This is a genomic window from Brevundimonas sp., assembly GCF_036400995.1.
Lineage (GTDB): Bacteria > Pseudomonadota > Alphaproteobacteria > Caulobacterales > Caulobacteraceae > Brevundimonas.
Window position 1 is genome coordinate 20383 of record NZ_DASWWG010000039.1, and the last position, 21286, is coordinate 41668.

At 70.0% G+C, this 21286-nt stretch carries 22 protein-coding genes; 18 read left to right on the plus strand and 4 right to left on the minus strand.

Features of this window, described 5'->3' with window-relative positions; translation table 11 throughout:
• The first annotated feature begins 160 nt into the window (after window positions 1-160).
• From VGE03_RS05360 to gspM, 13 genes are all read left to right on the plus strand, one after another.
• Window positions 161-1684 carry a hypothetical protein gene (locus VGE03_RS05360; RefSeq protein WP_331045441.1) on the plus strand — a complete coding sequence of 508 codons (1524 nt, stop codon included), beginning with the start codon at window positions 161-163 and terminating at the stop codon, window positions 1682-1684.
• An 80-nt stretch (window positions 1685-1764) separates the two neighbouring features.
• Window positions 1765-4398, plus strand: a complete 2634-nt coding sequence (locus tag VGE03_RS05365) for a TonB-dependent receptor domain-containing protein (RefSeq protein ID WP_331045442.1) — start codon at window positions 1765-1767, stop codon at window positions 4396-4398.
• 192 nt (window positions 4399-4590) lie between these two features.
• A complete protein-coding gene (locus VGE03_RS05370) occupies window positions 4591-5448 on the plus strand; it encodes a type II secretion system protein N (protein ID WP_331045443.1) in 858 nt (285 codons plus the stop codon).
• 5 nt (window positions 5449-5453) lie between these two features.
• Complete coding sequence (gene gspD, locus VGE03_RS05375) at window positions 5454-7520, plus strand: type II secretion system secretin GspD (protein WP_331045444.1); 2067 nt, start codon at window positions 5454-5456, stop codon at window positions 7518-7520.
• A 4-nt stretch (window positions 7521-7524) separates the two neighbouring features.
• Window positions 7525-9036 (plus strand): type II secretion system ATPase GspE, encoded by a 1512-nt coding sequence (gene gspE, locus VGE03_RS05380; RefSeq protein ID WP_331045445.1) that lies wholly within the window; start codon window positions 7525-7527, stop codon window positions 9034-9036.
• Entirely contained in the window at window positions 9036-10250 is a 1215-nt protein-coding gene (gspF, locus tag VGE03_RS05385) for a type II secretion system inner membrane protein GspF (RefSeq protein ID WP_331045446.1), read from the plus strand. Before gspE ends, gspF begins: the two co-directional genes overlap by 1 nt.
• 14 nt (window positions 10251-10264) lie before the next feature.
• Window positions 10265-10708, plus strand: a complete 444-nt coding sequence (gene gspG, locus VGE03_RS05390; protein ID WP_331045481.1) for a type II secretion system major pseudopilin GspG — start codon at window positions 10265-10267, stop codon at window positions 10706-10708.
• Window positions 10680-11141, plus strand: a complete 462-nt coding sequence (locus tag VGE03_RS05395; protein ID WP_331045447.1) for a GspH/FimT family pseudopilin — start codon at window positions 10680-10682, stop codon at window positions 11139-11141. The genes gspG and VGE03_RS05395 overlap by 29 nt, the downstream gene beginning before the upstream one ends.
• A complete protein-coding gene (gene gspI, locus VGE03_RS05400; protein ID WP_331045448.1) occupies window positions 11134-11490 on the plus strand; it encodes a type II secretion system minor pseudopilin GspI in 357 nt (118 codons plus the stop codon). Before VGE03_RS05395 ends, gspI begins: the two co-directional genes overlap by 8 nt.
• Window positions 11487-12074 carry a type II secretion system minor pseudopilin GspJ gene (gene gspJ / locus VGE03_RS05405; RefSeq protein WP_331045449.1) on the plus strand — a complete coding sequence of 196 codons (588 nt, stop codon included), beginning with the start codon at window positions 11487-11489 and terminating at the stop codon, window positions 12072-12074. Before gspI ends, gspJ begins: the two co-directional genes overlap by 4 nt.
• Window positions 12071-13054: a type II secretion system minor pseudopilin GspK gene (gene gspK, locus VGE03_RS05410; protein ID WP_331045450.1), complete on the plus strand. Its 984-nt coding sequence runs from the start codon at window positions 12071-12073 to the stop codon at window positions 13052-13054. Before gspJ ends, gspK begins: the two co-directional genes overlap by 4 nt.
• Window positions 13051-14154: a type II secretion system protein GspL gene (gene gspL / locus VGE03_RS05415; RefSeq protein ID WP_331045451.1), complete on the plus strand. Its 1104-nt coding sequence runs from the start codon at window positions 13051-13053 to the stop codon at window positions 14152-14154. Before gspK ends, gspL begins: the two co-directional genes overlap by 4 nt.
• Window positions 14151-14648, plus strand: coding sequence for a type II secretion system protein GspM (gene gspM / locus VGE03_RS05420; protein ID WP_331045452.1), 498 nt, complete (start codon window positions 14151-14153; stop codon window positions 14646-14648). The genes gspL and gspM overlap by 4 nt, the downstream gene beginning before the upstream one ends.
• On the opposite strand, the gene VGE03_RS05425 is transcribed toward gspM, so the two are convergent.
• Together VGE03_RS05425 and VGE03_RS05430 are read right to left on the minus strand one after the other, a co-directional pair.
• On the minus strand, window positions 14613-15383 hold the full coding sequence (locus VGE03_RS05425) for a DUF1365 domain-containing protein (protein WP_331045453.1): 771 nt from the start codon (window positions 15381-15383) through the stop codon (window positions 14613-14615). The two genes, gspM and VGE03_RS05425, sit on opposite strands and share 36 nt — an antisense overlap.
• Window positions 15380-16717, minus strand: a complete 1338-nt coding sequence (locus tag VGE03_RS05430; RefSeq protein WP_414644894.1) for an NAD(P)/FAD-dependent oxidoreductase — start codon at window positions 16715-16717, stop codon at window positions 15380-15382. Before VGE03_RS05430 ends, VGE03_RS05425 begins: the two co-directional genes overlap by 4 nt.
• Before the next feature lie 109 nt (window positions 16718-16826).
• On the opposite strand from VGE03_RS05430, the gene VGE03_RS05435 reads away from it, so the two are divergent.
• From VGE03_RS05435 to VGE03_RS05445, 3 genes are read left to right on the plus strand one after another with little or no spacing between them, the layout of a single operon-like run.
• Window positions 16827-17432: a sigma-70 family RNA polymerase sigma factor gene (locus tag VGE03_RS05435; protein ID WP_331045454.1), complete on the plus strand. Its 606-nt coding sequence runs from the start codon at window positions 16827-16829 to the stop codon at window positions 17430-17432.
• The gene (locus VGE03_RS05440) at window positions 17429-18067 is read left to right on the plus strand and encodes a ChrR family anti-sigma-E factor (protein WP_331045455.1); all 639 of its coding nucleotides are present in this window, start codon (window positions 17429-17431) and stop codon (window positions 18065-18067) included. The genes VGE03_RS05435 and VGE03_RS05440 overlap by 4 nt, the downstream gene beginning before the upstream one ends.
• Window positions 18068-18874 (plus strand): DUF1295 domain-containing protein, encoded by an 807-nt coding sequence (locus tag VGE03_RS05445; RefSeq protein WP_331045456.1) that lies wholly within the window; start codon window positions 18068-18070, stop codon window positions 18872-18874.
• On the opposite strand, the gene VGE03_RS05450 is transcribed toward VGE03_RS05445, so the two are convergent.
• Both VGE03_RS05450 and VGE03_RS05455 read right to left on the minus strand, forming a co-directional pair.
• On the minus strand, window positions 18871-19065 hold the full coding sequence (locus tag VGE03_RS05450; RefSeq protein WP_331045457.1) for a hypothetical protein: 195 nt from the start codon (window positions 19063-19065) through the stop codon (window positions 18871-18873). The two genes, VGE03_RS05445 and VGE03_RS05450, sit on opposite strands and share 4 nt — an antisense overlap.
• Complete coding sequence (locus VGE03_RS05455; protein WP_331045458.1) at window positions 19062-19202, minus strand: hypothetical protein; 141 nt, start codon at window positions 19200-19202, stop codon at window positions 19062-19064. Before VGE03_RS05455 ends, VGE03_RS05450 begins: the two co-directional genes overlap by 4 nt.
• Window positions 19203-19481: 279 nt before the next feature.
• Here VGE03_RS05455 and VGE03_RS05460 point away from each other — a divergent pair, with 279 nt between their 5' ends.
• Complete coding sequence (locus tag VGE03_RS05460; protein ID WP_240811816.1) at window positions 19482-19568, plus strand: potassium-transporting ATPase subunit F; 87 nt, start codon at window positions 19482-19484, stop codon at window positions 19566-19568.
• Between the two features lie 13 nt (window positions 19569-19581).
• Window positions 19582-21285, plus strand: a complete 1704-nt coding sequence (gene kdpA / locus VGE03_RS05465) for a potassium-transporting ATPase subunit KdpA (protein ID WP_331045459.1) — start codon at window positions 19582-19584, stop codon at window positions 21283-21285.
• Window position 21286: the final 1 nt, after the last annotated feature.

A 21286-nucleotide genomic window follows, 5' to 3' on the forward strand; every position in this document is an offset into this window, starting at 1 on the left:
TGGAAGCGCGCCGGAACCGTCACGTTACGGCGGCCCCGCTGTCATATCCGGCCCCTAACCACGGACAGGGCAGGGCGGGGGCGAAGCTTCGTCAGATCGGACGCATGGGCGTGCGGTCTCACCTGCCGTGAGTTCCTACGGACCAGACACGGTGAAAACGATGAACGGCTTCAAACTGACCACGCTGCTGGCCCTGTCGGCCAGCGCCCTGACCCTGGCGGCCTGCGGGTCCGCTGAAGTCGCTTCGCCGGGCGAGGGTGATTTCGGCGGCGGCACCGGCGGCGGCACGGGTCCGACGACCCCGCCCGTCACCCCCGGCACCCCGGCCACCGACTGCCCGACCGGTTTCGCCAACGTCGGCCTCGTCGCCGGCGGCACCCTGCGCGCCTGCCAGCTGCCGACCACCATCACCGGCAACCTGACCGTTCCGCTGCGCGCCGGCACCGTCTACGCCATCTCGGGCCGCACCGAAGTCGGCACCGACCGCGGCGCTGATCCGGCCGCTCCGGTCGCCGGTTCGCAGCAGGGCATCCTGACCATCGAGCCGGGCGTCCGCATCTACGGTTCGGGCGGCTCGGACTACCTGCTGGTCAACCGCGGCTCGCAGATCTTCGCCGAAGGCACCGCGACCAACCCGATCGTCTTCACCAGCCGCGCCAACATCGACGGCACCACCACCGAGAACTCGCAGGGCCAGTGGGGCGGCGTCGTGATCGCCGGCCGCGCGCCGACGGCGGTCTGCCCGGTCGGCGTGACCGCGCCGAACATCGCCTGCGTCGGTCAGATCGAAGGCACCAGCGCCAACTACGGCGGCAACAACACCTCGGATAACTCGGGCCGTCTGCGCTATGTGCAGATCAAGTACTCGGGCTTCGAAATCTCGCCGAACAACGAGCTCCAGGCCCTGACCCTGGCCGGCGTCGGCTCGGGCACCACCGTCGAGTACGTCCAGGCCTACAACAGCTCGGACGACGGCATCGAAATCTTCGGCGGCACCGTCAACCTGCGCTACATCGTCATCAACGGCGCCGACGACGACGGTCTGGACACCGACACCGGCTGGCGCGGCGGCGCCCAGTTCGGCATCGTGACCCAGCGCGCGACCGCCGTGACCAACGGCAGCCGCGGCTTCGAATGGTCGGCCGCCCCGTCGGGCACCGCCTTCTACGCCCAGCCGAAGGTGTCGAACTTCACCATCGTCGGCCGTAACGCCGCCGTGGCCGCCGACGCCCTGCTGACGCTGAACACCGGCACCCAGCCGACCGTGATCAACTCGGTCGTCACCAACCCGTCGACCTCGGCCGCGGCCTGCCTCGACATCGATGACGCCCAGACGGTCGCCAACAACCCGGTGTTCCGCTCGGTCTACTTCGCCTGCTCGCGTCCGTACGAGAACGACTCGAACGTCAACGCCGCGGCGACCGAGGCTGTGTTCATCAGCGCCACCAACGTCGGCAACACCGCCGCCGGCACCTCGACCATGACGGCTCCGGCCGGCGCCACCCTGACGGCCCAGAGCCTGGCCTTCATCAACGGCGCCAACGAAACCGGCGTGACCCCGGCCAACGCCCCGGCGATCTACAGCTGGTTCCAGGCCGTGACCTACATCGGCGCCGTCCGCAACGCCGCCGACACCTGGTACCAGGGTTGGACCTGCGGCCTGCAGTCCGGCTCGACCTGCTGACGACGGAGGATCGGGCGGCGGCTTTCCAGCCGCCGCCCGCATCGCCGATCCCTTCCGTTGACTCCTTCGAGGCGCAGACCATGAAGACCGTGAAATTCACCCTCGGCGGCTTGCTGCTCGCCACCACCGCCCTGGTCGCGCCGGGCGCCGCCCTGGCGCAGACCGCCCCCACCACCCAGACGCCGGCCCAGCAGGCCGAGCCGCAGGTGGACAGCGAGACCGACCTCGGCGAGGTCGTCGTTCTCGGCCGCTACATTCCCCAGCCCAACCGCGAGAGCCCGGAAGTCGCCGCCTTCCTGACCGCCGAAGACCTGCAGCGCACCGGCGACGCCGACGCCGCCGGCGCCCTGGCCCGCGTGACGGGCCTGTCGGTCGTTGAAGGCCGCTTCATCTATGTGCGGGGTCTGGGCGAGCGTTACTCGTCGGCCCTGCTGAACGGTTCCCCGCTGCCGAGCCCCGAGCCGCTGCAACGCGTCGTTCCGCTCGACCTGTTCCCGGCCGAAATCCTCGCCGGCATGACCGTCCAGAAGACCTATTCGGTGTCCTACCCCGGCGAGTTCGGCGGCGGCGTGGTCGACCTGCAGACCATCGACACCCCGGTCGACCCCTTCTTCAGCATGCAGGCTTCGGTCAGCGGCAACACCGAGACCTCGGGCAAGGAGTCGCTGATCTACTACGGCTCGCGCACCGACTTCACGAGCTTCGACGACGGCACCCGCGACGTGCCGGGCCTGCTGCAGCTCGGCTTCAACAGCGGCGAGCGCGTGTCCGCCGCCAACTTCACGGCCACGGAACTGCGCCTGATGGGTCAGTCGCTGGTCAACGCCCCGCTGCGTCTGCTGCAGAGTGAGACGACCCCGGCGAACTTCGGCCTGCGCTTCACCGGCGGGACCAGCGCCGAGACCGGATTCGGCACCGTCGGCGGCGTCTTCGTCGCCTCGTACGACAACAAATGGACCGGCCGTCGCGGCGTCCGCCAGTCGGGCCGCATCGACAGCGGCGCCCTGGTGACCGCCAACGACTTCGGCTTCGAGTCGAACCAGAACGACCTGACGCTGAACCTGCTGGGCGCGCTCAGCCTGACGACCGAGCACAGCACCCTGAAGTGGACGAACCTCTACGTCCGCAACGTCACCAAGGAGGCCCGTTCGGAGGCCGGCTTCGATGACGCCTCGGGCGGCCAGCGCCGCACGGACAACACCGAATGGTTCGTCCGTCAGCTCTTCTCGACCCAACTGACCGGCGAACACACCTTCGGGTCCGCCGGGGAATGGGAGTTCGACTGGCGCGCGGCCTACGCCCTGACCTCGCGCGATGCGCCGTACGAAAGCCGCTTCGGCTACGGCCAGAACGTCGCCGGCGACTGGATCCACGACATCGAGACCAACGCCATCTCGTTCAGCGAGTTGGAAGACGATGTCGTCTCGGCCGGCGCTGATGTCCACTATACCCTGCCGCTGTCGGACGCCCGCGAGGCCGTCTTCTCGTTCGGCGTCGCCTATTCGGACAACAACCGTGAATCCGAACAGCGCACCCTGCGCTTCATCGCGCCCAACGGCCTGACGCAGGACCAGCTGGAATCGCGCGTCGATTACCTGTTCTCGGACGCCAACATCGGGCCGTACCTGCAGATCGAGGAAATCACCGGCGCCAACGGCGCGGCCGCCTTCAACGGCCAGCTGGAAGTCCTGGCCGCCTACGCCCAGGTGGCGGCGGAAGTGATCCCGCTGGTCAACCTGAACTTCGGCGTCCGCTTCGAGCAGGGCGAACAGACGGTCACCCCGCGTGACCTGTTCGGCGGCTCGACCGGCTTCCTGCCGACCGAGATCGAGGAGGAGTACATCCTTCCGGCCGGCACCATCACCTGGAACTTCGCCGAGGACATGCAGCTCCGCCTCGGCGCCTCGAAGACCATCGGTCGTCCGCAGTTCCGCGAACTGGCGCCGCAACAGTACACGGACGTCGAAAGCGACCGGACCTTCATCGGCAACCCGTACCTGGTCGACACCGAGATCCTGAACGTCGATGCGCGCTGGGAATGGTACTTCGCCCGCGAGCAGTATGTGACCGCCGGCCTGTTCTACAAGGACCTCGACAAGCCCATCGAGTCGAGCGTCGTGGACCAGGGCTCGTCGATCTCGCAGACCTTCCTGAACGCCCCGAACGCCACGATCATGGGCGCCGAGGTCGAGGTGAAGAAGTATTTCGAGTTCGGTTCGGACATGGACTTCATCGCCAACAAGCGCTGGCTGGTGCAGGCCAACTACACCTGGTCGGACTCGCAGGTGAACGTCGACGCCGGTGACACCGTCATCACCCAGAACAGCCTGGGCGTCGCCCAGCCGGCCTCGTTCTATGTGGTCGACGGCAGCCGCCTGCAGGGCCAGTCGGAGCACGTCGCCAACCTGCAACTGGGTTGGGAAGACGACACCGCCCGCTCGCAGGCGACCCTGATCGCCAACTATGTGTCGGAACGCACCTCGGCGCGCGGCCGTCCGGGCGAGCCCGACCTGATCCAGGAGCCGGGCGTCTCGCTCGACTTCGTCTACCGCCGCGACTTCGACTACGCGGGCCGTGAGTACGGCGTCGCCGTCGAACTGCGGAACCTGCTGGGTGAAGAATTCCTGGAGTACCAGGAGCTCGGAAACCGGGTGATCATCAACGGCTATGAACTGGGCACGAGCGGCTCGGTCAGCCTGACCGCCCGCTTCTGATCCAGTCACAGAGGGCCGACTCCATCCGGAGTCGGCCCTTTTTTCATGTGCCGTTTCCGTGACGGTCACTCCGTCCCCGGTGCAACTGTCACGGCAAGTTCGCCGCGCCGTCATTTGGCCGTGAAGCCCGAACCCGGACGATTGGTCTAAGGACGCTTCGGGCCGTCGGGGCCCGTGTCGGGCGTCCCTCTCGTGATCGCTGGTCTTCACAACTGGAGCTCCTCCGCCCGCGCGTTCGCGCAGGATGTGGCGGCGCGTCCGGTCCGTCTTCGCCCCTTCGTCGAAGGGCTTCTGGTCGCCGTGCTGCTGGTGCAGGGCGGGCGTCTGGTCTGGCTCTTCGTGGAGCCTGCGCCTGCCGCGTCGGTCGACGCGCCCGCGGCGGTCCGTCCGGCGGACACCTCCATCTTCCAGCGCTTCGACGCCTTCTTCCGCACCGGCGGCCAGTCGAGCATGGCCGAGGACACCGCGACCGGCAGCAGCCAGATGCGCCTGTTCGGCGTACGGGCCGACGGCGTCGGCGGTGGTTCAGCCATCATCGGCCTGGCCGACGGACGGCAGATTTCCGTCGGCGTCGGCGAGGAGGTCGAGCCGGGCCTGAAGCTGCAGGCGGTCGGGCCCGACCATGTCGTCCTGTCGCGCAACGGCGCGCTGAGCCGCCTGATCTTCGCCGAGACTCCGGTCGGCGCCGCGGCTCCGCCGCCGCCGCCGTCCGGGGACCAGGTGGTCGCCCCGCCGGCGCTGGCGCCCGCCGCCGCTCCGGCCGCCGCGACCGTCGATCCGGCGCAACTGATGTCGCAGGCGTCGCTGCGCCCGCGCATGCGCGGGCTGGCGGTCAACGGCTTCACCGTCAACGCCGCCGGGGACAGCCCGGCCCTGCGCGCCGCGGGCCTTCAGGGCGGGGATGTGATCCTCGCCGTAAACGGCATCGAACTGAACAGCGCCGGGCGGATCGCCGACCTGCGCCGCAATCTCGCCGAGAGCGCCTCGGCCGAAATCCGCTTCGAGCGGGGCGGTCAGGAGCGCACCACCACCATAAGGACCGCCCGGTGAATCGCATGAGCCGCAATGCCGTCTGCGCCGTTCTGGCCGGACTAATGATCGCCCAGGGCCCGCTGGCCGCCGCCCCGGCCATGGCGCAGGCGAACCAGCGCCAGACCCTGAACGTGCAGGGCGCCGACATTCGCGCCTTCATCCAGGACGTGGCCCGCATGACCGGCCGCACCTTCATCGTCGACCCGGCGGTGACGGGGACGGTGACGGTGACCAGCGACCGGCCGCTGTCGCGCTCCGAGCTGTTCGAGGTCTTCCTGTCGACCCTGCGCGCCAACGGTCTGGTCGTTACCCAGACCGGTTCGGGCGCCTATCGGATCAGCCCGGCCCAGGGTGCGGCCCAGGGCCCGACCACGGTCGGCGGCGAGCGCTTCACCACCGAGGTCTTCCAGCTTCGCAACATCGACGCCGCCTCGGCCGCCGAGACCATCCGGCCGCTGGTCGGGGCGCAGGGGCAGGTGCTGGCCAACCCCGGCGGCAACAGCGTCGTCGTTGCCGACTTCGCCGACAACCTGGCCCGTATCCGGGCGCTGGTGGCGCGGATCGACGTGGATCGCTCCAGCTTCGAGGTGGTGACGCTGGAAAACTCCTCGGCGCGTGAGATCGCGGCCGTCCTCCAGTCGGTGCTGGCGCCTCCGGGCGGTCAGCCGGGACAGGGAATGGTGTCGGTGACCCCGGTCGACAGTTCCAACTCCATCGTCCTGCGCGGTGATCCCGCCGCCGTGGCGCGGGTCCGGCCGCTGGTCGAGGACCTCGATCGCCGCGCCCGCTCTGCGGATGACGTGCAGGTCGTCTTCCTGCAGCACGCCAACGCCGAGCAACTGCTGCCGGTGCTGCAGCAGATCGTCGGCCAGCCGATCACTCCGGCCCAGGCCAATGCGACCCCGGCGGCGGGCGCTGACGGCGCCGCGGCTCCGGCCGCGACCACCACGGTTGCCCCGGCCGCGCCCGGCCAGCGCGCCACCATCGCCCGCTTCCCCGGCGCCAACGCCCTGGTGATCTCGGCTCCGGCCGACACGCAGCGGCAGCTGGCCGAGGTCATCCGTCAGCTGGACCAGCGCCGTCAGCAGGTCCTGATCGAGGCCATCGTGGTCGAGCTCAGCGACACCGCCGTGCGTGAGCTGGGCGTCCAGTGGCTGCTGGCCGGGGAGGACGGCGCGCCGGTCGGCCTGACCAACTACAGCGACAGCGCGACTCCGCTGCTGCCGATCGCGGGCGGCGCGGCGGCGACGCAACTGGATCAGGACGATCCGCTGCGGGAGCAACTGCAGAACCTCGCCCTCAACTCCCTGCTGGGCGCCAACGGCTTTGTCGGCGGGGCGGGCGGCACGATCGGCGACGGCCTTTTCGGCTTCATCATCAATGCGGCCAAGTCGGACGACGGGTCCAACCTGCTGCAGACCCCCTCGCTGATGACCCTCGACAACGAGGAAGCGACCATTCTGGTCGGTCAGGAAGTGCCGATCACCACGGGCGAGGCCCTGCTGGACGGCAACTCCAATCCGTTCCGCACGACCCAGCGTCAGGACATCGGCGTCAAGCTGGTGGTCCGGCCCCAGATCAACGCGGGCGGCTCCATCACCTTGCACCTGCGGCAGGAGGTGTCGAGCATCAACGGCCTGCTGACGACCTCCGCCAGCGATCTGGTGCTGAACAAGCGCGAGCTGGAGACGACGCTGGTCGTGGATGACGGCGACATCGCCGTCGCCGGCGGCCTGCTGGACCAGAACGACCGTCTGGCGGTGGACAAGATTCCGGGGCTGGGAGACCTGCCGGGCATCGGCGCCCTGTTCCGTTCGACCAGCCGCCAGCGCGGCCGCACCAATCTGATGGTCTTCCTGCGCCCGACGATCGTCCGGTCCAGCGCCGACGCCCAGCAACTGGCGGCGGACCGCTGGGGCTATATGCGCGACCAGCAGATCGCCAACGATCCGACGCGCGAACCCAGCCTGGACGAGATGCTGCGCGACTACATGCGGACCCAGGCTCCGGTGGCTCCGGCCCCGTCGCTGGTCCCGGGCGAGGTGGTGATCTCGCCGCTGCCGCCCGCCGCGCCCGCGCCGCAGGAGTGATCCGGTGATCACCCTCGTCAATCCGACGCTGCCCTACGGCTTCGCCAAGCGGCACGGCGTGATCCTGCTCGACGCGGGCGAGATCGCGGTCGTCGGCCTGCGCGAGGGCGCGGACCCGTCGGCCCTGATCGAGACCCGGCGGGCGCTGGGGCGTCCGCTGCGGATCGAATCCCTGCCGCAGGCCGCCTTCGACCGGCAGTTGTCGGAAGTCTATGCGGGGGATCATCTGAACGCGGCCGACGGCGACGACCTGGCCATGCCGGGTGGTCTGGACGGGCTGATCGACGACATTCCCGCCGCCGCCGACCTGCTGGACACCGCTGACGACGCCCCGGTCATCCGCCTGATCAACGGCGTGATCGCCGAGGCGGTGCGGACGGGCGCCTCGGACATCCATCTCGAGCCCTTCGAGAGCGCCCTGATCGTGCGCATGCGCGTGGACGGCGTCCTGCGCGAGGCGCTGACGCTGAGCCCACGCATCACCCCGCTGCTGGTGTCGCGCATCAAGGTCATGGCGCGGCTGGATATCGCCGAGAAGCGGGTCCCGCAGGACGGCCGCATCCCGCTGGCGCTGGGCGGCAAGACGCTGGACGTGCGGGTCTCGACCCTGCCGTCACGCGCGGGCGAGCGGGTCGTGCTGCGGATCCTCGACAAGGACCAGGCGGGGCTGTCGCTGGAGCAACTGGGCATGGCGCCGGACGCGCTGGAGGCCTTCCGCGCCGCGCTGAAGGAGCCGAACGGGATCATCCTGGTCACCGGGCCGACCGGTTCGGGCAAGACCACCTCGCTCTATGCCGGACTCAGCCTGCTGAACGACGCCACCCGAAACATCCTGACCGTCGAGGACCCGGTCGAATACGCCATCGACGGCATCGGCCAGACCCAAGTGAACACCAAGGTCGGCATGACCTTCGCCGCCGGCCTGCGCGCCATCCTGCGTCAGGACCCGGACGTGGTCATGGTCGGGGAAATCCGTGACGTTGAGACAGCGGGCATCGCCGTTCAGGCCTCGCTGACCGGCCATCTGGTGCTGTCGACGGTGCACACCAATGACGCCGTCGGGGCGATCACCCGCCTGCGCGACATGGGTATCGAGCCCTTCCTGCTGGCCTCGACCCTGCGGCTCATCGTGGCCCAGCGTCTGGTGCGCCGCCTGTGCGGCGAGTGCCGTACGGCCGAGCCCGCCGACAAGGCGACGGCCAGGCTGGCGGGGGTGAAGAAGGGCGACACCGTCTGGCGTCCCCACGGCTGCCCGCACTGTCAGAACACCGGCTATGTCGGTCGTGTCGGCCTGTACGAGACCATTCGCGTTGATGACCGCGTGCGCCGCCTGATCGCCTCGGAAGCCGGGGAAGAGGCGATCGCCGCTGCCGCCTTCGACACGTCGGGCACGCTCAGCCAGCGGGCGCGCGATCTGGTCCTGAGCGGCGTCACCTCGGTCGAGGAGGCGGTCCGCGTCACCCGTCAGGAGACGAGCGAGGCGCATGAGCCCGCCGGGGCCGAGGTCGCCGCCTGATGGCGAGCTTCGACTATGTGGCGGTGGACGCCGGCGGCCGGACGGTGTCCGGCGCGGTGACGGCCGCGGACGAGGTCGCCGCCCGGGCCCTGCTGGGCAAGCGCCGCCTGATTCCGCTGGAGATCCTGCCCGCGCGCACCGGAGCCGCCCGCGCAGCCTCGCCCTCGGCAAAGGGGGCGAAGCTGGACGCCCGCACCCTGGCGCTGACCACCCGCCAACTGGCGACCCTGGTCTCGGTCAGTCCGCTTGAGGAGGCCCTGCGCACCATCGCCCTTCAGGCCGACCGGCCGGCCGTGCGCCGGGTGCTGGAAGGCGTGCACGCGGGCGTGCTGGAAGGGCGGCGCCTGTCGGACGCCATGGGACTGCAGGGACAGGCCTTCCCGCCACTGTACCGCGCCATGGTGTCGGCGGGCGAGGCCTCGGGCGCCCTGCAGCCGATCCTCGAGCGTCTCGCCGACGGGCTGGAGCGGGACCAGCAGGTGCGGGGCAAGGTGATCACGGCCCTGGTCTATCCGGCCGTTCTGGCCGTGGTGGCGCTGGGCGTCATCGTCGCCCTGATGGCCTTCGTCGTGCCCAAGGTGGTCGACCAGTTCGAGAGCATGAACCAGACCCTTCCGCTGCTGACGCGGGTGGTGATCGGCGTGTCGAACGGCATGCGGGACTGGGGCTGGCTGATGATCCTGTTGCTGGTGCTGGTGGGGCTTCTGGGCGCCGTCGCCCTGCGCAATCCGGCGATCCGGCTGCGGGCCGACACCCTTCTGTTGAAACTGCCGCTGGTGGGGCGGCTGGCGCGCGACCTGCACGGGGCGAAGATGGCGCGGACGCTGGCGACCATGCTCACCTCGGGCCTGCCGGTGCTGGAGGGGCTGACCATCACCGCCCGCACCGTGTCCAACCGCCGCCTGCGCCAGGCGACCGAGACCATGGCCGAGGCGGTGAGGGAAGGGGGCGGCCTGTCCGCCGCCATGCGTCGCGCCGACGTCTTCCCGCCGATCCTCGTCTACATGACCGCCTCGGGCGAAAGCAGCGGGCGGCTGGAATCGATGATGGAGCGCGCCGCCGACTATCTGGAGCGCGAATTCTCGACCTTCACCGCGGTGATGCTGAGCCTGCTGGAGCCGGCGATCATCGTGGTCATGGGCGGCGTCGTGGCGGTGATCGTGCTGTCGATCCTGCTGCCCATCCTGCAGATCAACACCTTGGCCATGGGCTGAAGAGACCTACCGTGATGATTGAATCCGAGAAGAAAACTGCTCAACGCCGCAAGCGTTCGGGCTTCACGCTCGTCGAGCTGATGGTGGTCATCGTGATCATCGGCCTGCTGGCCACCGTGGTGGTGATCAACGTCCTGCCGAGCCAGGACAAGGCCATGGTCGGCAAGGCGCGGGCGGACATCGCGACGCTGGAACAGGCCATCGAGACCTACCGTCTCGACAACCTGGCCTTCCCGGACAGCCTTGAGGCGCTGGTGACGGCGCCGGCCGGTCTGGCCAATCCGGAACGCTATCGTCAGGGCGGCTACATCCGGCGCCTGCCCAAGGACCCGTGGGGCGCGGACTATCAGTTCAGCCGCCAGAGCCGGCACGGCGGCGCGTTCGACGTCTGGTCGTTCGGCGCCGACGGTCGTGAAGGGGGTGAGGGCAATGACGCGGACATCGGCAACTGGCGATAAGGCCCGTCAGGGCTTCACCCTGGTCGAGCTGCTGATGGTCGTGGCCATCATCGGGCTGGCGGCGGGCGCCGTCGTGCTGACCCTGCCCGATCCGAAACCGGCGGTGGCGACCGAGGCCGAGACCTTTGCGGCGCGGCTGGTGCGGGCGCGTGAGGAAGCCATCCTGACCAACCGGTCGGTCGCCGTTGAGGCGACGACGCAGGGCTATGCCTTCTCGACTTTTGACGGCCTGCAATGGACGCCTCTGGCCGACGGCCCGTTTCGCGCCGAGGCGTGGAGCGAGGGCGCGACCGTGTCTCCTGTCGAGTCCGCCGTTCGCGTGGTGTTCGATCCGTCCGGCGTCGCCGACCCGGCCCGCCTGACCCTGGCCCGGGAGGGGCGCAGCCGGACCGTGTCGGTCGACGGCGCCGGAGAGGTGCGCGTCGATGGCTGAGCGCGGCGGCTTCACCCTGGTCGAGATGCTGGTGGCGCTGGCGGTCTTCAGCCTGGCCGCCATGGCCCTGCTGAACCTGTCCGGCGAAAGCACCCGCTCGGCGCAGCGCGTGGAGACCCGCACGCTGGGCGGCATGGTCGCCGAAAACGTCGCCATTGAAGCGGCGGTCGCGCCGTCGCTGGGCGAGGGCGAAACGTCTGGCCAGTCCGATCTGGGCGGGCGTCGCTGGGGCTGGACCCGCGCGGTCAGCGCCACCGCAGACCCTGACCTGCTGCGCATCGACGTGCGTGTGCGGGACGAGGAAGGGCAGGCGGCCGATCGCACCCTGTTCCGGAGGCGCAATCCGTGAACCGGGCCGGCTTCACCCTTGTGGAGGTGCTGATCTCCCTGCTGATCTTCGCCCTGCTGGCGGCGGCGGGGGCGGCGGTGCTGGCCGTCACCGTGGACAACCGTTTTGCGGTCAAGGCGCAGAGCGACCGGGTCGGCGACCTGCAGCGGATGCGGGCCCTGCTGCGCGCGGACATCGGCCAGGCGGCCGGACGGCGGGCGCGAGGCGTGACCGGCCGTCCCGCCCCGCAGGCGATGTTCGGGGCGATGACGCCGGTCGACCCGATCCTCACGCTGACCCGCGCGGGCTGGAGCAATCCGGGCGAGCGCGCCCGGCCTTCGCTGCAACGGGTCGAGTACCGGCTGGTCGGGGATCGGCTGGAGCGGCGCGTCGCCGATCAACTGGACGGGGCGCGGCCGGGACCGCCGCAGGTGCTGTATCGCGGCGTCCGGGACGTGACGGTCGCCTTCATCCGGGACGGAGAGGCGGCGCCCGCCTTCACCTCGACCCTCGACCGCCCGCTGCCGGACGCCGTGCGCCTGACCCTGACGCTGGACGGCTATGGCCCGGTCGAGCAGCTGTTCCTTGTCGGAGGCGGGCGATGAGCCGCCGCAAGGATCGCGAGGGCATGGCCCTGCTGACCGTCCTTCTGCTGGTGGCGGTGATGTCGGTCGTCGCCGTGGCCCTGCTGGACGACGTCCGCTTCTCGGTGCGGCGCGCCACCAATGCCGAGACCGGGGGGCAGGCCCAGTGGCTGGCCTCCGGCGCGGAGCTGATGGCGCGGGCGCGCATCGGGCGACTGATGCAGATGGACCCGCTGCGGACGCCGCTGCAGCCGGAGTGGAACGGCCGTCGTCTGGACTTCCCGATCGAGAACGGCGCGATCAGCGCCACGGTGTGGGACGGGCAGGCCTGTTTCAACCTGAACAGCGTCGTGCTGGGCGTGGGCGAGGATCTGGTCGCCCGGCCGGAGGGGGCGGCTCAGTTCCGCGCACTGGGCCGGGCGGTCGGCGTGCCGGACAGCCGCATGCGCGCCATCGCCGACGCCCTGACCGACTGGCTGGACGCCGACAACACCGCCCTGCCGCTGGGCGCCGAGGACGGCGCCTATGCGGGCCTGTCCACGCCCTATCGCACCGCCGGGGTGATGATGGCCGAGGCCAGCGAGTTGCGCGCGGTCAAGGGCGTCGACGCCGACACCTACCGCCGTCTTCGCCCGTGGGTCTGCGCCCTGCCGACCAGCCAGCTGTCGCCACTCAATGTGAACACCCTGACGCCGGAGCAGGCGCCGCTGCTGTCCATGCTGACCCTCGGCGCGTTGACGCCTGAACAGGCGCGCGCCGTCGTCGCCCGCCGCCCCCGGGGAGGTTGGGCGAATGGGGAAGCCTTTTGGAGGCAATCGTCTCTTTCCGGCTTCACGCCCGACGATGAAACCCGCGCGCAGGCCGTTGTCCTGACCCGCTTTTTCCGCCTTCGGGTGAATGTTGATTACGGCGGCGCGCGCGCCGTCCGCACCGCCCTGCTGGAGGCCCGTCCCGACGGCGCCGTCCGCACCGTCATCCAGCGCTGGACTCCGGAAGAATGAAGCCGACCCGTCTGATCCTGATCCCCGCCCTCGCGGGCGAACCCGCGCCCTATCTCGTGATCGGGGCCGGAGGCTATGTGCTGGAGCGCGGCGTGCTGGCGCTGGACGCTGTGGAGCGCCCGGAGCTCATGCGCACGGTCGCCGTGGCGCCTGGCGCGGATGTCCTGATCCGCTGGCTCGACCTGCCGCCGGGCAGCGCAGCGCAGCAGCGGGCCGCCGCGCTTTGGGGCCTGAAGGATGATCTGGCCGCGCCGGCCGACCGCCTGTCGGTCGCGCTGGGGCCGGTCCCCGTCGCGGGCGAGCCGAGGCTGGTCGCCGTGGTCAGCCAGTCCTTGCTGGACGCATGGAGTGATTATCTGGCCGCGCTCGGGGTGCGGGCGGACGCGTTGGTTCCCGATGTGCTGACGCTGGACGAACCGTTCGAGGATACGCTGACCGCCGTCGCCTTCGGCGGCTCGATCGCCCTTCGTGGTCGACGGTTCGCGGCCTCGGTGCAGCCGGATCTGGTGGATATCGTCGCTGCCGGGCGAAGCATCGAGCCGATCGATGACGCCGCGGCTGTGGAGCGGACACTGGTGCAGGCCGCGCTTGCGCCTGCCGTCGATCTGACGCCGGCCCGGGCCCGCGAGAAGGCCGAAGGCCGCCGGGGCTGGGGGCGGGCGGCCGCGCTGGCCGGCGCCGTTCTGGTCTCGCCGCTGGTTCTGATGATCGCCGGCGCCGCGCGGGACGAGATGACCGCCGCCCGCGCACAGGATCAGGCCCTTGCCGAAATCGCCCGGGTCGATCCGGAGCTGGCCCGCACCCCTGACCCGGTCGCCGCCCTGCGGGGGCGGGTGCGCGCCGCGCCGCCGCCGGGTGGCGTGATGGCTGCGACCGCCGCCCTGTTCACCGCCGTGGAAGGTGTGCCGGACGCCGAACTGGACATGCTGGTGGTCGACCCGGAAGACGGGATGAAGGCCAGCGTCACCCACCCGGACTACAGCGACGTCAGGACCATCGACAGCGCCATGCGCGGCGCGGGCCTGACCGTCACCGAGACCGGAACCGAGGACAACGCCGGACGCGTGGTCAGCGACATCACGATCGGAGCCGCCCGATGAACACCCTTCTTGCCCGCGCCCACGGCTGGTGGGACGGCCGCACCGTTCGCGAGCGGCGCCTGCTCATGGTTATGGGCGTTCTGGCCCTGGCGGTTCTGGTCTGGCTGGTCGTCGTGCGGCCGGTCCAGGCTTGGCAGGTCGGGGCGGCGGATCGTCGTGTCCAGGCCGAGACCACGCTGGCCGAGGTGCGATCCGGCCTGCGCATCGTCGCGCCGGCTTCGACGCCGGCCTCGAGCGGTGGCGAAGGGCTGGAGCCGTTGGTGCGCCGTACGGCGGAGACGGCGGGGCTGACGGTCGTAACCACCATGGCGCCGGGCGGCGGCCTGGGCATCCAGATGTCCCAGGCGCCCGGCCGCGAGACCTTCGCCTGGCTGGCGTCGCTGGAGGCGGATCACGGGGTGAAGGTGTGCAGCCTCGGCGTCATGGAAAATGCGGACGCGACGCTGAACATCGACGGATCACTCGGCCGGAACGGTTGTTCCGCGATCGGCTGAGGCCTTCTTGGGGTCCGGCGCGAGCGGGACCCCCTTGAACCACAGCCGCAGGGCCTCCCAGTGGATGGCGGCCACCACCTTCAGGGTCTCGAACGGCAGGGCGAGTGCGGCCCTGAGGATTTCCCGGTCATCCAGCGCGCGCCGCCGGCCCTGCATGGCCGTGGCGATCAGCAGGCCGTCCGGGTCATGGCCGTCGATGGTCAGATGCATGAACTCGTCCGGCGCCCGCCCCTTGAAGGCGTAGGTCATGTCCATCTTCATGAAGGGCGAGACGTGCAGAGTCTTCTCGCACCCCTGTCGGAACAGTTCACCGTCGGCGGGAAGGACATAGGAACGCCGCTCGCCGAAGGTGCTGGTGACCTCATAGATCACGCCCGCCAGCCGGCCGTCCGACCGGTGCGCGTACCAGACGCTGATCGGATTGAAGACGAAGCCCAGCATACGGGGAAGGGTCAGCAGGCGGATCGGTCCGTCCGCATCGGTGATTCCGGCCGCGCGCAGCCGGGCCTGCGCCTGTGCGCGTAGTGGCGTCTCCGTCCCGTCGCCGTGGTCGCGGGGCCGGAAGGACAGCAGGTTGAAGCGGCCGATCGAGAACAGGCGCGTCGATCGCGCCGCCTCGTCAAGGCGGTCGATATCCAGCAGGACCCAGAACAGCCGGTAGCGGAAGCTGTGCACGCGCGGACGCACGCGGCGGTGCGTGACCTCACCCCGATACAGGCTTCCGGCCGGTTTCATGCGCTCAGGCGCTCTGGCTGGCGGGCGGGGGTCAGATGGATGCGCCCGCTTTCGTCGGCGACCTCCCACGGCCGGCGCACGCCGCCCAGTTGCTCGGCGACGGCGAGCCCGGACTGCAGGCCGTCCTCATGGAAGCCGGCGCCGAAGTGGGCGCCGCAGTACCAGACGCCGCCGTGGCCCTGCAGGCTCCAGAGCTCCCTCTGGGCCGCGACGGCGGCGTTGTCGAAGATGGGGTGCTCATACACCTCGGTGCGCAGCAGGGCCTCGGGCCGCGGCGGGCGCGGCGGGTTCAGGGTCACGAACAGGTCGGTTCCCGGCAGCCCCTGCAGCTTGTTCATCCAGTAGCTGACGCACAGGCCCGTCTCCGCGCCCATGTAGTTCCAGCTGGCCCAGGCGCGGCGGCGCTTAGGCATCAGGCCGGGGTCCGAGTGCAGGATGGTCAGGTTGCGGCTGTAGCGGAAGGCTCCCAGCAGGCGGCGCTCCTCGGCGGTCGGTTCGGCCAGCATCGCCAGGGCCTGATCGGCATGGGCGCCGATGACGACATGATCGAACCGCTGTTCCTCGCCGCGGGCGTCGCGCACCATGACCCCGTCCGGGACGCGGCGGATGGCGGTGACCTCGCGGCTGAGCCGGACCGCACCCCCCAGGGCCTGCGCCAGCTTCTCGACATAGACCCGGCTGCCGCCGACGATGGTCCGCCACATCGGCCGGTTCATGAATTGCAGCAGGCCGTGGTTGCTACAGAAGCGGACGAAGGCCTGGGCCGGGTAGTCGTTGATGGTCTGGGCGGGGGACGACCAGATCGCGGCGGCCATGGGTAGCAGGTGGTCGTCCCGGAAGGCCGCGCCGAACTTCTGGGATTTCAGGTAGTCGCCCAGGCTGATGTTCGGGTCTTCCAGTGCGGCGATGTCGCCCGGGGCGCGGCGGTAGAAGCGCACGAGTTCGGACAGCATCTTCCAGAACCGCGGGCGGAAGATGTTGCGGCGCTGGGCGAAGAGGGCCGGGGCCGCGTATTCGAACTGGCCCTCGTCCAGCGACACGGCGAACGACATGTCGGTCTCGCGGGTCGGGACCTGCAGATGGTCCAGCAGGGCGCACAGATTGGGGTAGGTGGCGCCGTTGAACACGATGAAGCCGGTGTCGACCGCGACATTGCCGTCCGGCATGCGGGCCGTCACCGTGTTCGAGTGTCCGCCCAGACGGCCCTCGCGTTCGTAGAGCACCACCTCGTGGCGGCTGTTCAGCAGCCAGGCGCAGGACAGGGCCGAGATCCCGGAGCCGACGACAGCGATGCGCAGGGGGCGGGCGGGGGCGGCGGAGCTCTGGGCGGTCAAGGGGATGTCTCGGGCAGGACGGCCGACGGGCCTGATGTCCCTGTTACGTGTCGGAACGCATTCCGGATGACGGGTGATCCATCAGGAGGCACAAGACGTATGAGGAGAGATGCATGGCCCGGTCTCCATTTCAGGCCCCCGTCCCGCCCGCACGGCGCGCGTGACGGAGGGGGCGGAGGACTACGATCAACTGATCGTGGCGGTGGCGCAGACGCGCGACCGCGACGCCTTCGCGCGCCTGTTCCTGCATTTCGCGCCGCGGCTGAAGGCCTGGCTGATCAGGGGCGGCGCCGCCGATGCGGCGGCCGAGGAGTTCGCCCAGGACGCGCTGCTGACGGTCTGGCGCAAGGCGGACCTGTTCGATGCGCGGGTGGCCCGCGCCTCGACCTGGATCTTCACCATCGCCCGGAACCGCCGACTGGACGCCCTGCGCCGGGACGCCCGGGTTCCGCCGATCGACCTTGTTCCTACGCCGCTCGACCCGGAGCGCCCGGACGCCCTGCTCGAGGAGCGGCAGGACGCCAACCGGATTCGCGAGGCGATGGCGACCCTGACGCCGGAACAGGCGCAGGTGCTGCATCTCTCCTTCTTCCTCGATCAACCTCACTCCGCCATCGCGGAGCGGCTCTGCCTGCCGCTCGGCACGGTGAAATCGCGCATTCGAAAGGCCATGCTGAAGTTACGCGTCACTCTTGAACAGGACGGCGGCCGATGAGCGCGCGTCCCTCACCCTCGGAAGAACGGCTGCTGGCCTATGCGGCCGGCACCCTGAGCCCGCCGGAGGCGGTGGTCGTGTCGGCCTGTCTGGCCATGCGCCCGGAGATCGACGGCTGGGTGCGCCGGCTCCAGGGCGTGGGCGGGGCGCTGCTGGAAGACATCGCGCCGACCCTGCTGCAGCCCGAGGCTCTTGCGCGCGCGCTGGCGCGGGTGGACGCCGACACCGGCGAGGTGGTCGCCGCGCCGCCCCTGAACGACATGCCCGAGTTGCCGGACCCCCTGCGCCGATACCCGCTGGGCCCTTGGCGGAATCTGGGCGGCGGGGTGGAGGTGCGCGACGTGCACGCTCCGCGCGACGGCGCGACCCGGGTGATTCTCCTGCGGATCGCCCCCGGCCGCGCCACGCCGAAGCACACGCACGGCGGGGTTGAACTGACCTGCGTTATTTCAGGCGCGTACGCGACCGAGAATCAGGCTTATGTCGCCGGCGATTTCGAGGAGGCGGATCAGGAGACCCTGCATCAGCCGCGTGTGATCTCGGACGAACCCTGTCTCTGTGTAGCGGCCCTCGACGGCCAGATCATTCTCGACGGCTGGTTCGGTCGTCTCATCCAGCCCTTCGTACGATTGTAGATGCCTGAACTCATTCTCTGGGGCGCGTCGGCGCTCCTGCTGGTCGGTGTGATGTCGTTGGCGTGGGTCATCCAGCGCGCAACCGGGCAGGGCGCGTGGGTCGACGCCCTGTGGACCTTCGGGGTCGGGGCCGCGGGACTGCTGGTCGCGCTCTGGCCCTTGTCGGCCGGTGAGATCCAGTTCCGGCAGGGTGCGGTCGCCGGCCTGATCGCCCTGTGGAGCCTTCGATTGGGCGGGCATCTGGTCGAACGCGCGCTGAAGGGCGCGGCGGACGAGCGCTACGAGGCGTTGAAGCGCCAGTGGGGCGACAAGGCGCAGGGACGGCTGTTCGTCTTCCTGATGCTCCAGGCGGCCGCCGGGGCCTTGCTGGTCGTCAGCCTGCTGGTCGCCGCCAGGAATCCCGCGCCCGGACCGTCGCCGATGGACCTGCTGGGCGTGCTGGTCATGCTGGTGGCCCTGGGTGGGGAAGCGACGGCCGACCGGCAACTCGCCAGCTTCAAGGCCAACCCCGCCAACCGGGGACGGATTTGCGACACTGGGCTCTGGGCCTGGTCGCGGCACCCGAACTATTTCTTCGAGTGGCTGGGCTGGTGCGCCTGGCCGCTGCTGGCCATCGACCTGACCGGCCAGTGGCCGTGGGGTTGGCTGGCGCTGACCGCTCCCGTCTACATTTACTGGCTGCTGACCCGGGTCTCGGGCGTGCCGCCGCTGGAAGCGCACATGCGGCGGACGCGTCCGGAGGCCTTCGCGGACTATGCCTCGCGCACCAGCCGGTTCTTCCCGCGTCCGCCGAAGTCGCCGAACTAGCGGCGGCCGTTCAGCCGGTCGGCTTGCGCCTGCAGTCGCCTGGCGATCCGCAGGGCGGCGCTGCGTTCCGCCATCGGCAGGGTGCAGGCGTCGCCCAGCGCCACGCTCCAGCCCGCCGCCTTGCGCACAACCCGATAGCGGCGCGGGGCCCGGGCGGGGACGAAGGGGTGCTCCACATAGCCGGACATCATTGCCCGGGGCCTTTCGGGGTCGGCCGGACGCCCGCGAACATCATGCCCAGAAGGTCCGCGGTCATGCGCCAGACTGAGGGCTGGGCGGGGCGCCGGTCGTGACGGATCGAGGCGGCCAGAAGGTGGGGTCGGTGCATCGGAAACTCCTTTCGAGCGCCCGACAGAGACACCCGATGCGCCTAACCGGGCCATGCGAAAGCCCGCGCCCGGCATAAGCCCGCCGTAAGCCGGTTCCTTATGCTCCGCTTATGCGCCGCCGCCCGACTCGTATCGCGCGCTTACGGCCATGCCTGCTTCCCTCCGGGCCTCATCGAGCTGGAGGCATCGGCAATGACCGATCTGATCTTTCTGGCGTTGGGCGGCGGGGCGTTCGTGCTCTTCGCCGCTCTCGCTGCTGCATTGAAGAGGATGTGACGATGATCGTTTCCATCCTCTGGGGCGTCGGCGCTGTCGTCGTCGCCGGATACATGGTCGCGGCGCTGGTGCGCCCCGAGCGGTTCTGAGGGAGCCGCTGCGATGACCATTCAAGGCTGGGCGGAAATCGCCCTTACCCTCGGTCTGGCCTGCCTGCTCGGCTGGCCGATCGGCATCTACATGTCGCGCGTCTGGAACGGCGAGCGGACCTGGCTCGACCCGGTGCTGAAGCCGGTCGAGGCCGTTTTCTACAAGGCGGCGGGCGTCGACCCGAGCCGCAGCCAGGGCTGGCTCGGCTACGCCGGGGCTTTGCTCGCGTTCAACCTCGCGGGCTTCCTGCTGCTGTTCGCCATCCTGCGCCTGCAGGGCGTCCTGCCGATGAACCCGCAAGGGTTCGACGGCCTGTCGCCGCATCTGGCGTTCAACACCGCCGTCAGCTTCGTGACCAACACCAACTGGCAGTCCTACGGCGGCGAAACGACCATGTCGGCCTTCAGCCAGATGGTCGGCCTGACCACCCAGAATTTCGTCTCCGCCGCCACCGGCGCGACCATCGCCGCGGCTCTGGCCCGGGCGTTCGTCGCGGATCGGGGCGAGGGCGTCGGCAATTTCTGGGCCGATCTGACCCGCACGACGCTCTATGTGCTGCTGCCCCTGTCGTTCGTGCTGGCCATCGTGCTGGTCGCGCTGGGCATGCCGCAGACCCTGTCGGCCAATGCGACCGCCACGACGATGGAAGGCGGCCAGCAGACCATCAGCCTGTTCCAGACCGCCAGCCAGGTCGCCATCAAGCAACTGGGGATCAACGGCGGCGGCGTGTTCAACGTCAACGCCGCCCATCCGTTCGAGAACCCGTCGGCCCTGACCAACCTGATCACCGCCGTGGCCATCAACGTCACCGGTTGGGCGGCCTTCTTCGCCTTCGGCCGCAGCGTTCTGGCCCGGCGTGAGGTGAAGGCCCTGGCGGTCGCCGCCCTGATCATTCTGGGCGTGTGCACCTCGGGCATCTACATCGCCGAAAGCCAGCCGGCGCCCGCGCTCGTCGCGGCGGGCATCGAGCAGCCGGTGAACATGGAAGGCAAGGAGACCCGTTTCGGCGTCCCCGCGTCCTCCGCCTGGGCCGGTCAGACGACCGGCGCCTCGAACGGCTCGGTCAACTCGATGCACGGCAGCTACATGCCGCTGTCGGGCGGCATCGCGATGTTCCTGATGCAGCTGGGTGAAATCCTGCCGGGCGGCATCGGCTCCGGGATCGCGATCATGGTCGTCATGGCCATGCTGGCGGTGTTCGTGGCCGGGCTGATGGTCGGGCGCACGCCGGAGTATCTCGGCAAGAAGGTCGAGGCGCGCGAGATCCAGTACGCGATGATCGCCGTCCTGGTCCTGCCGCTGGCCATCCTCGGCTTCACCGCCGTGGCGGCGGTTTTCCCGACCGCGCTGGAAGGGCTTCTGAACAGCGGGCCGCACGGCCTGTCCGAGATGCTCTACGCCTACACCTCGGGCGCGGCGAACAACGGCTCGGCCTTCGCGGGCCTTACGGCCAACGCGCCGTGGTGGAACACGACCCTGGGCATTGCGATGCTCGCGGGCCGCTTCGTTCCCGCCGTCGCGGTGCTGGCCATCGCCGGCGCGCTCGTGGTCAAGCCCCGGCTGGCCGCCAGCGCCGGAACCCTGCCGACCCACGGCGGCCTGTTCATCGGCCTGCTGATCGGTGTGATCCTCATCCTCGGCGGGCTGCAGTTCTTCCCCGCTCTCGCTCTCGGACCCATCGTCGAGCATTTCCAGATGCTCGGCGGGGCGTTCTGAC

Excerpts from the sequence above, each read along its gene's own strand:
- VGE03_RS05435 (WP_331045454.1), top strand. The coding sequence starts at position 16,827 with ATGCATGGCCCGGTCTCCATTTCAGGCCCCCGTCCCGCCCGCACGGCG.
- gspL (WP_331045451.1), top strand. The coding sequence starts at position 13,051 with ATGAAGCCGACCCGTCTGATCCTGATCCCCGCCCTCGCGGGCGAACCC.
- gspI (WP_331045448.1), top strand. The coding sequence starts at position 11,134 with ATGGCTGAGCGCGGCGGCTTCACCCTGGTCGAGATGCTGGTGGCGCTG.
- VGE03_RS05365 (WP_331045442.1), top strand. The coding sequence starts at position 1,765 with ATGAAGACCGTGAAATTCACCCTCGGCGGCTTGCTGCTCGCCACCACC.
- VGE03_RS05460 (WP_240811816.1), top strand. The coding sequence starts at position 19,482 with ATGATCGTTTCCATCCTCTGGGGCGTCGGCGCTGTCGTCGTCGCCGGA.
- VGE03_RS05360 (WP_331045441.1), top strand. The coding sequence starts at position 161 with ATGAACGGCTTCAAACTGACCACGCTGCTGGCCCTGTCGGCCAGCGCC.
- gspK (WP_331045450.1), top strand. The coding sequence starts at position 12,071 with ATGAGCCGCCGCAAGGATCGCGAGGGCATGGCCCTGCTGACCGTCCTT.
- VGE03_RS05395 (WP_331045447.1), top strand. The coding sequence starts at position 10,680 with ATGACGCGGACATCGGCAACTGGCGATAAGGCCCGTCAGGGCTTCACC.
- gspF (WP_331045446.1), top strand. The coding sequence starts at position 9,036 with ATGGCGAGCTTCGACTATGTGGCGGTGGACGCCGGCGGCCGGACGGTG.
- gspM (WP_331045452.1), top strand. The coding sequence starts at position 14,151 with ATGAACACCCTTCTTGCCCGCGCCCACGGCTGGTGGGACGGCCGCACC.
- VGE03_RS05450 (WP_331045457.1), bottom strand. The coding sequence starts at position 19,065 with ATGATGTCCGGCTATGTGGAGCACCCCTTCGTCCCCGCCCGGGCCCCG.
- VGE03_RS05445 (WP_331045456.1), top strand. The coding sequence starts at position 18,068 with ATGCCTGAACTCATTCTCTGGGGCGCGTCGGCGCTCCTGCTGGTCGGT.
- VGE03_RS05455 (WP_331045458.1), bottom strand. The coding sequence starts at position 19,202 with ATGCACCGACCCCACCTTCTGGCCGCCTCGATCCGTCACGACCGGCGC.
- VGE03_RS05425 (WP_331045453.1), bottom strand. The coding sequence starts at position 15,383 with ATGAAACCGGCCGGAAGCCTGTATCGGGGTGAGGTCACGCACCGCCGC.
- gspG (WP_331045481.1), top strand. The coding sequence starts at position 10,265 with ATGATTGAATCCGAGAAGAAAACTGCTCAACGCCGCAAGCGTTCGGGC.
- gspD (WP_331045444.1), top strand. The coding sequence starts at position 5,454 with ATGAGCCGCAATGCCGTCTGCGCCGTTCTGGCCGGACTAATGATCGCC.
- kdpA (WP_331045459.1), top strand. The coding sequence starts at position 19,582 with ATGACCATTCAAGGCTGGGCGGAAATCGCCCTTACCCTCGGTCTGGCC.
- VGE03_RS05440 (WP_331045455.1), top strand. The coding sequence starts at position 17,429 with ATGAGCGCGCGTCCCTCACCCTCGGAAGAACGGCTGCTGGCCTATGCG.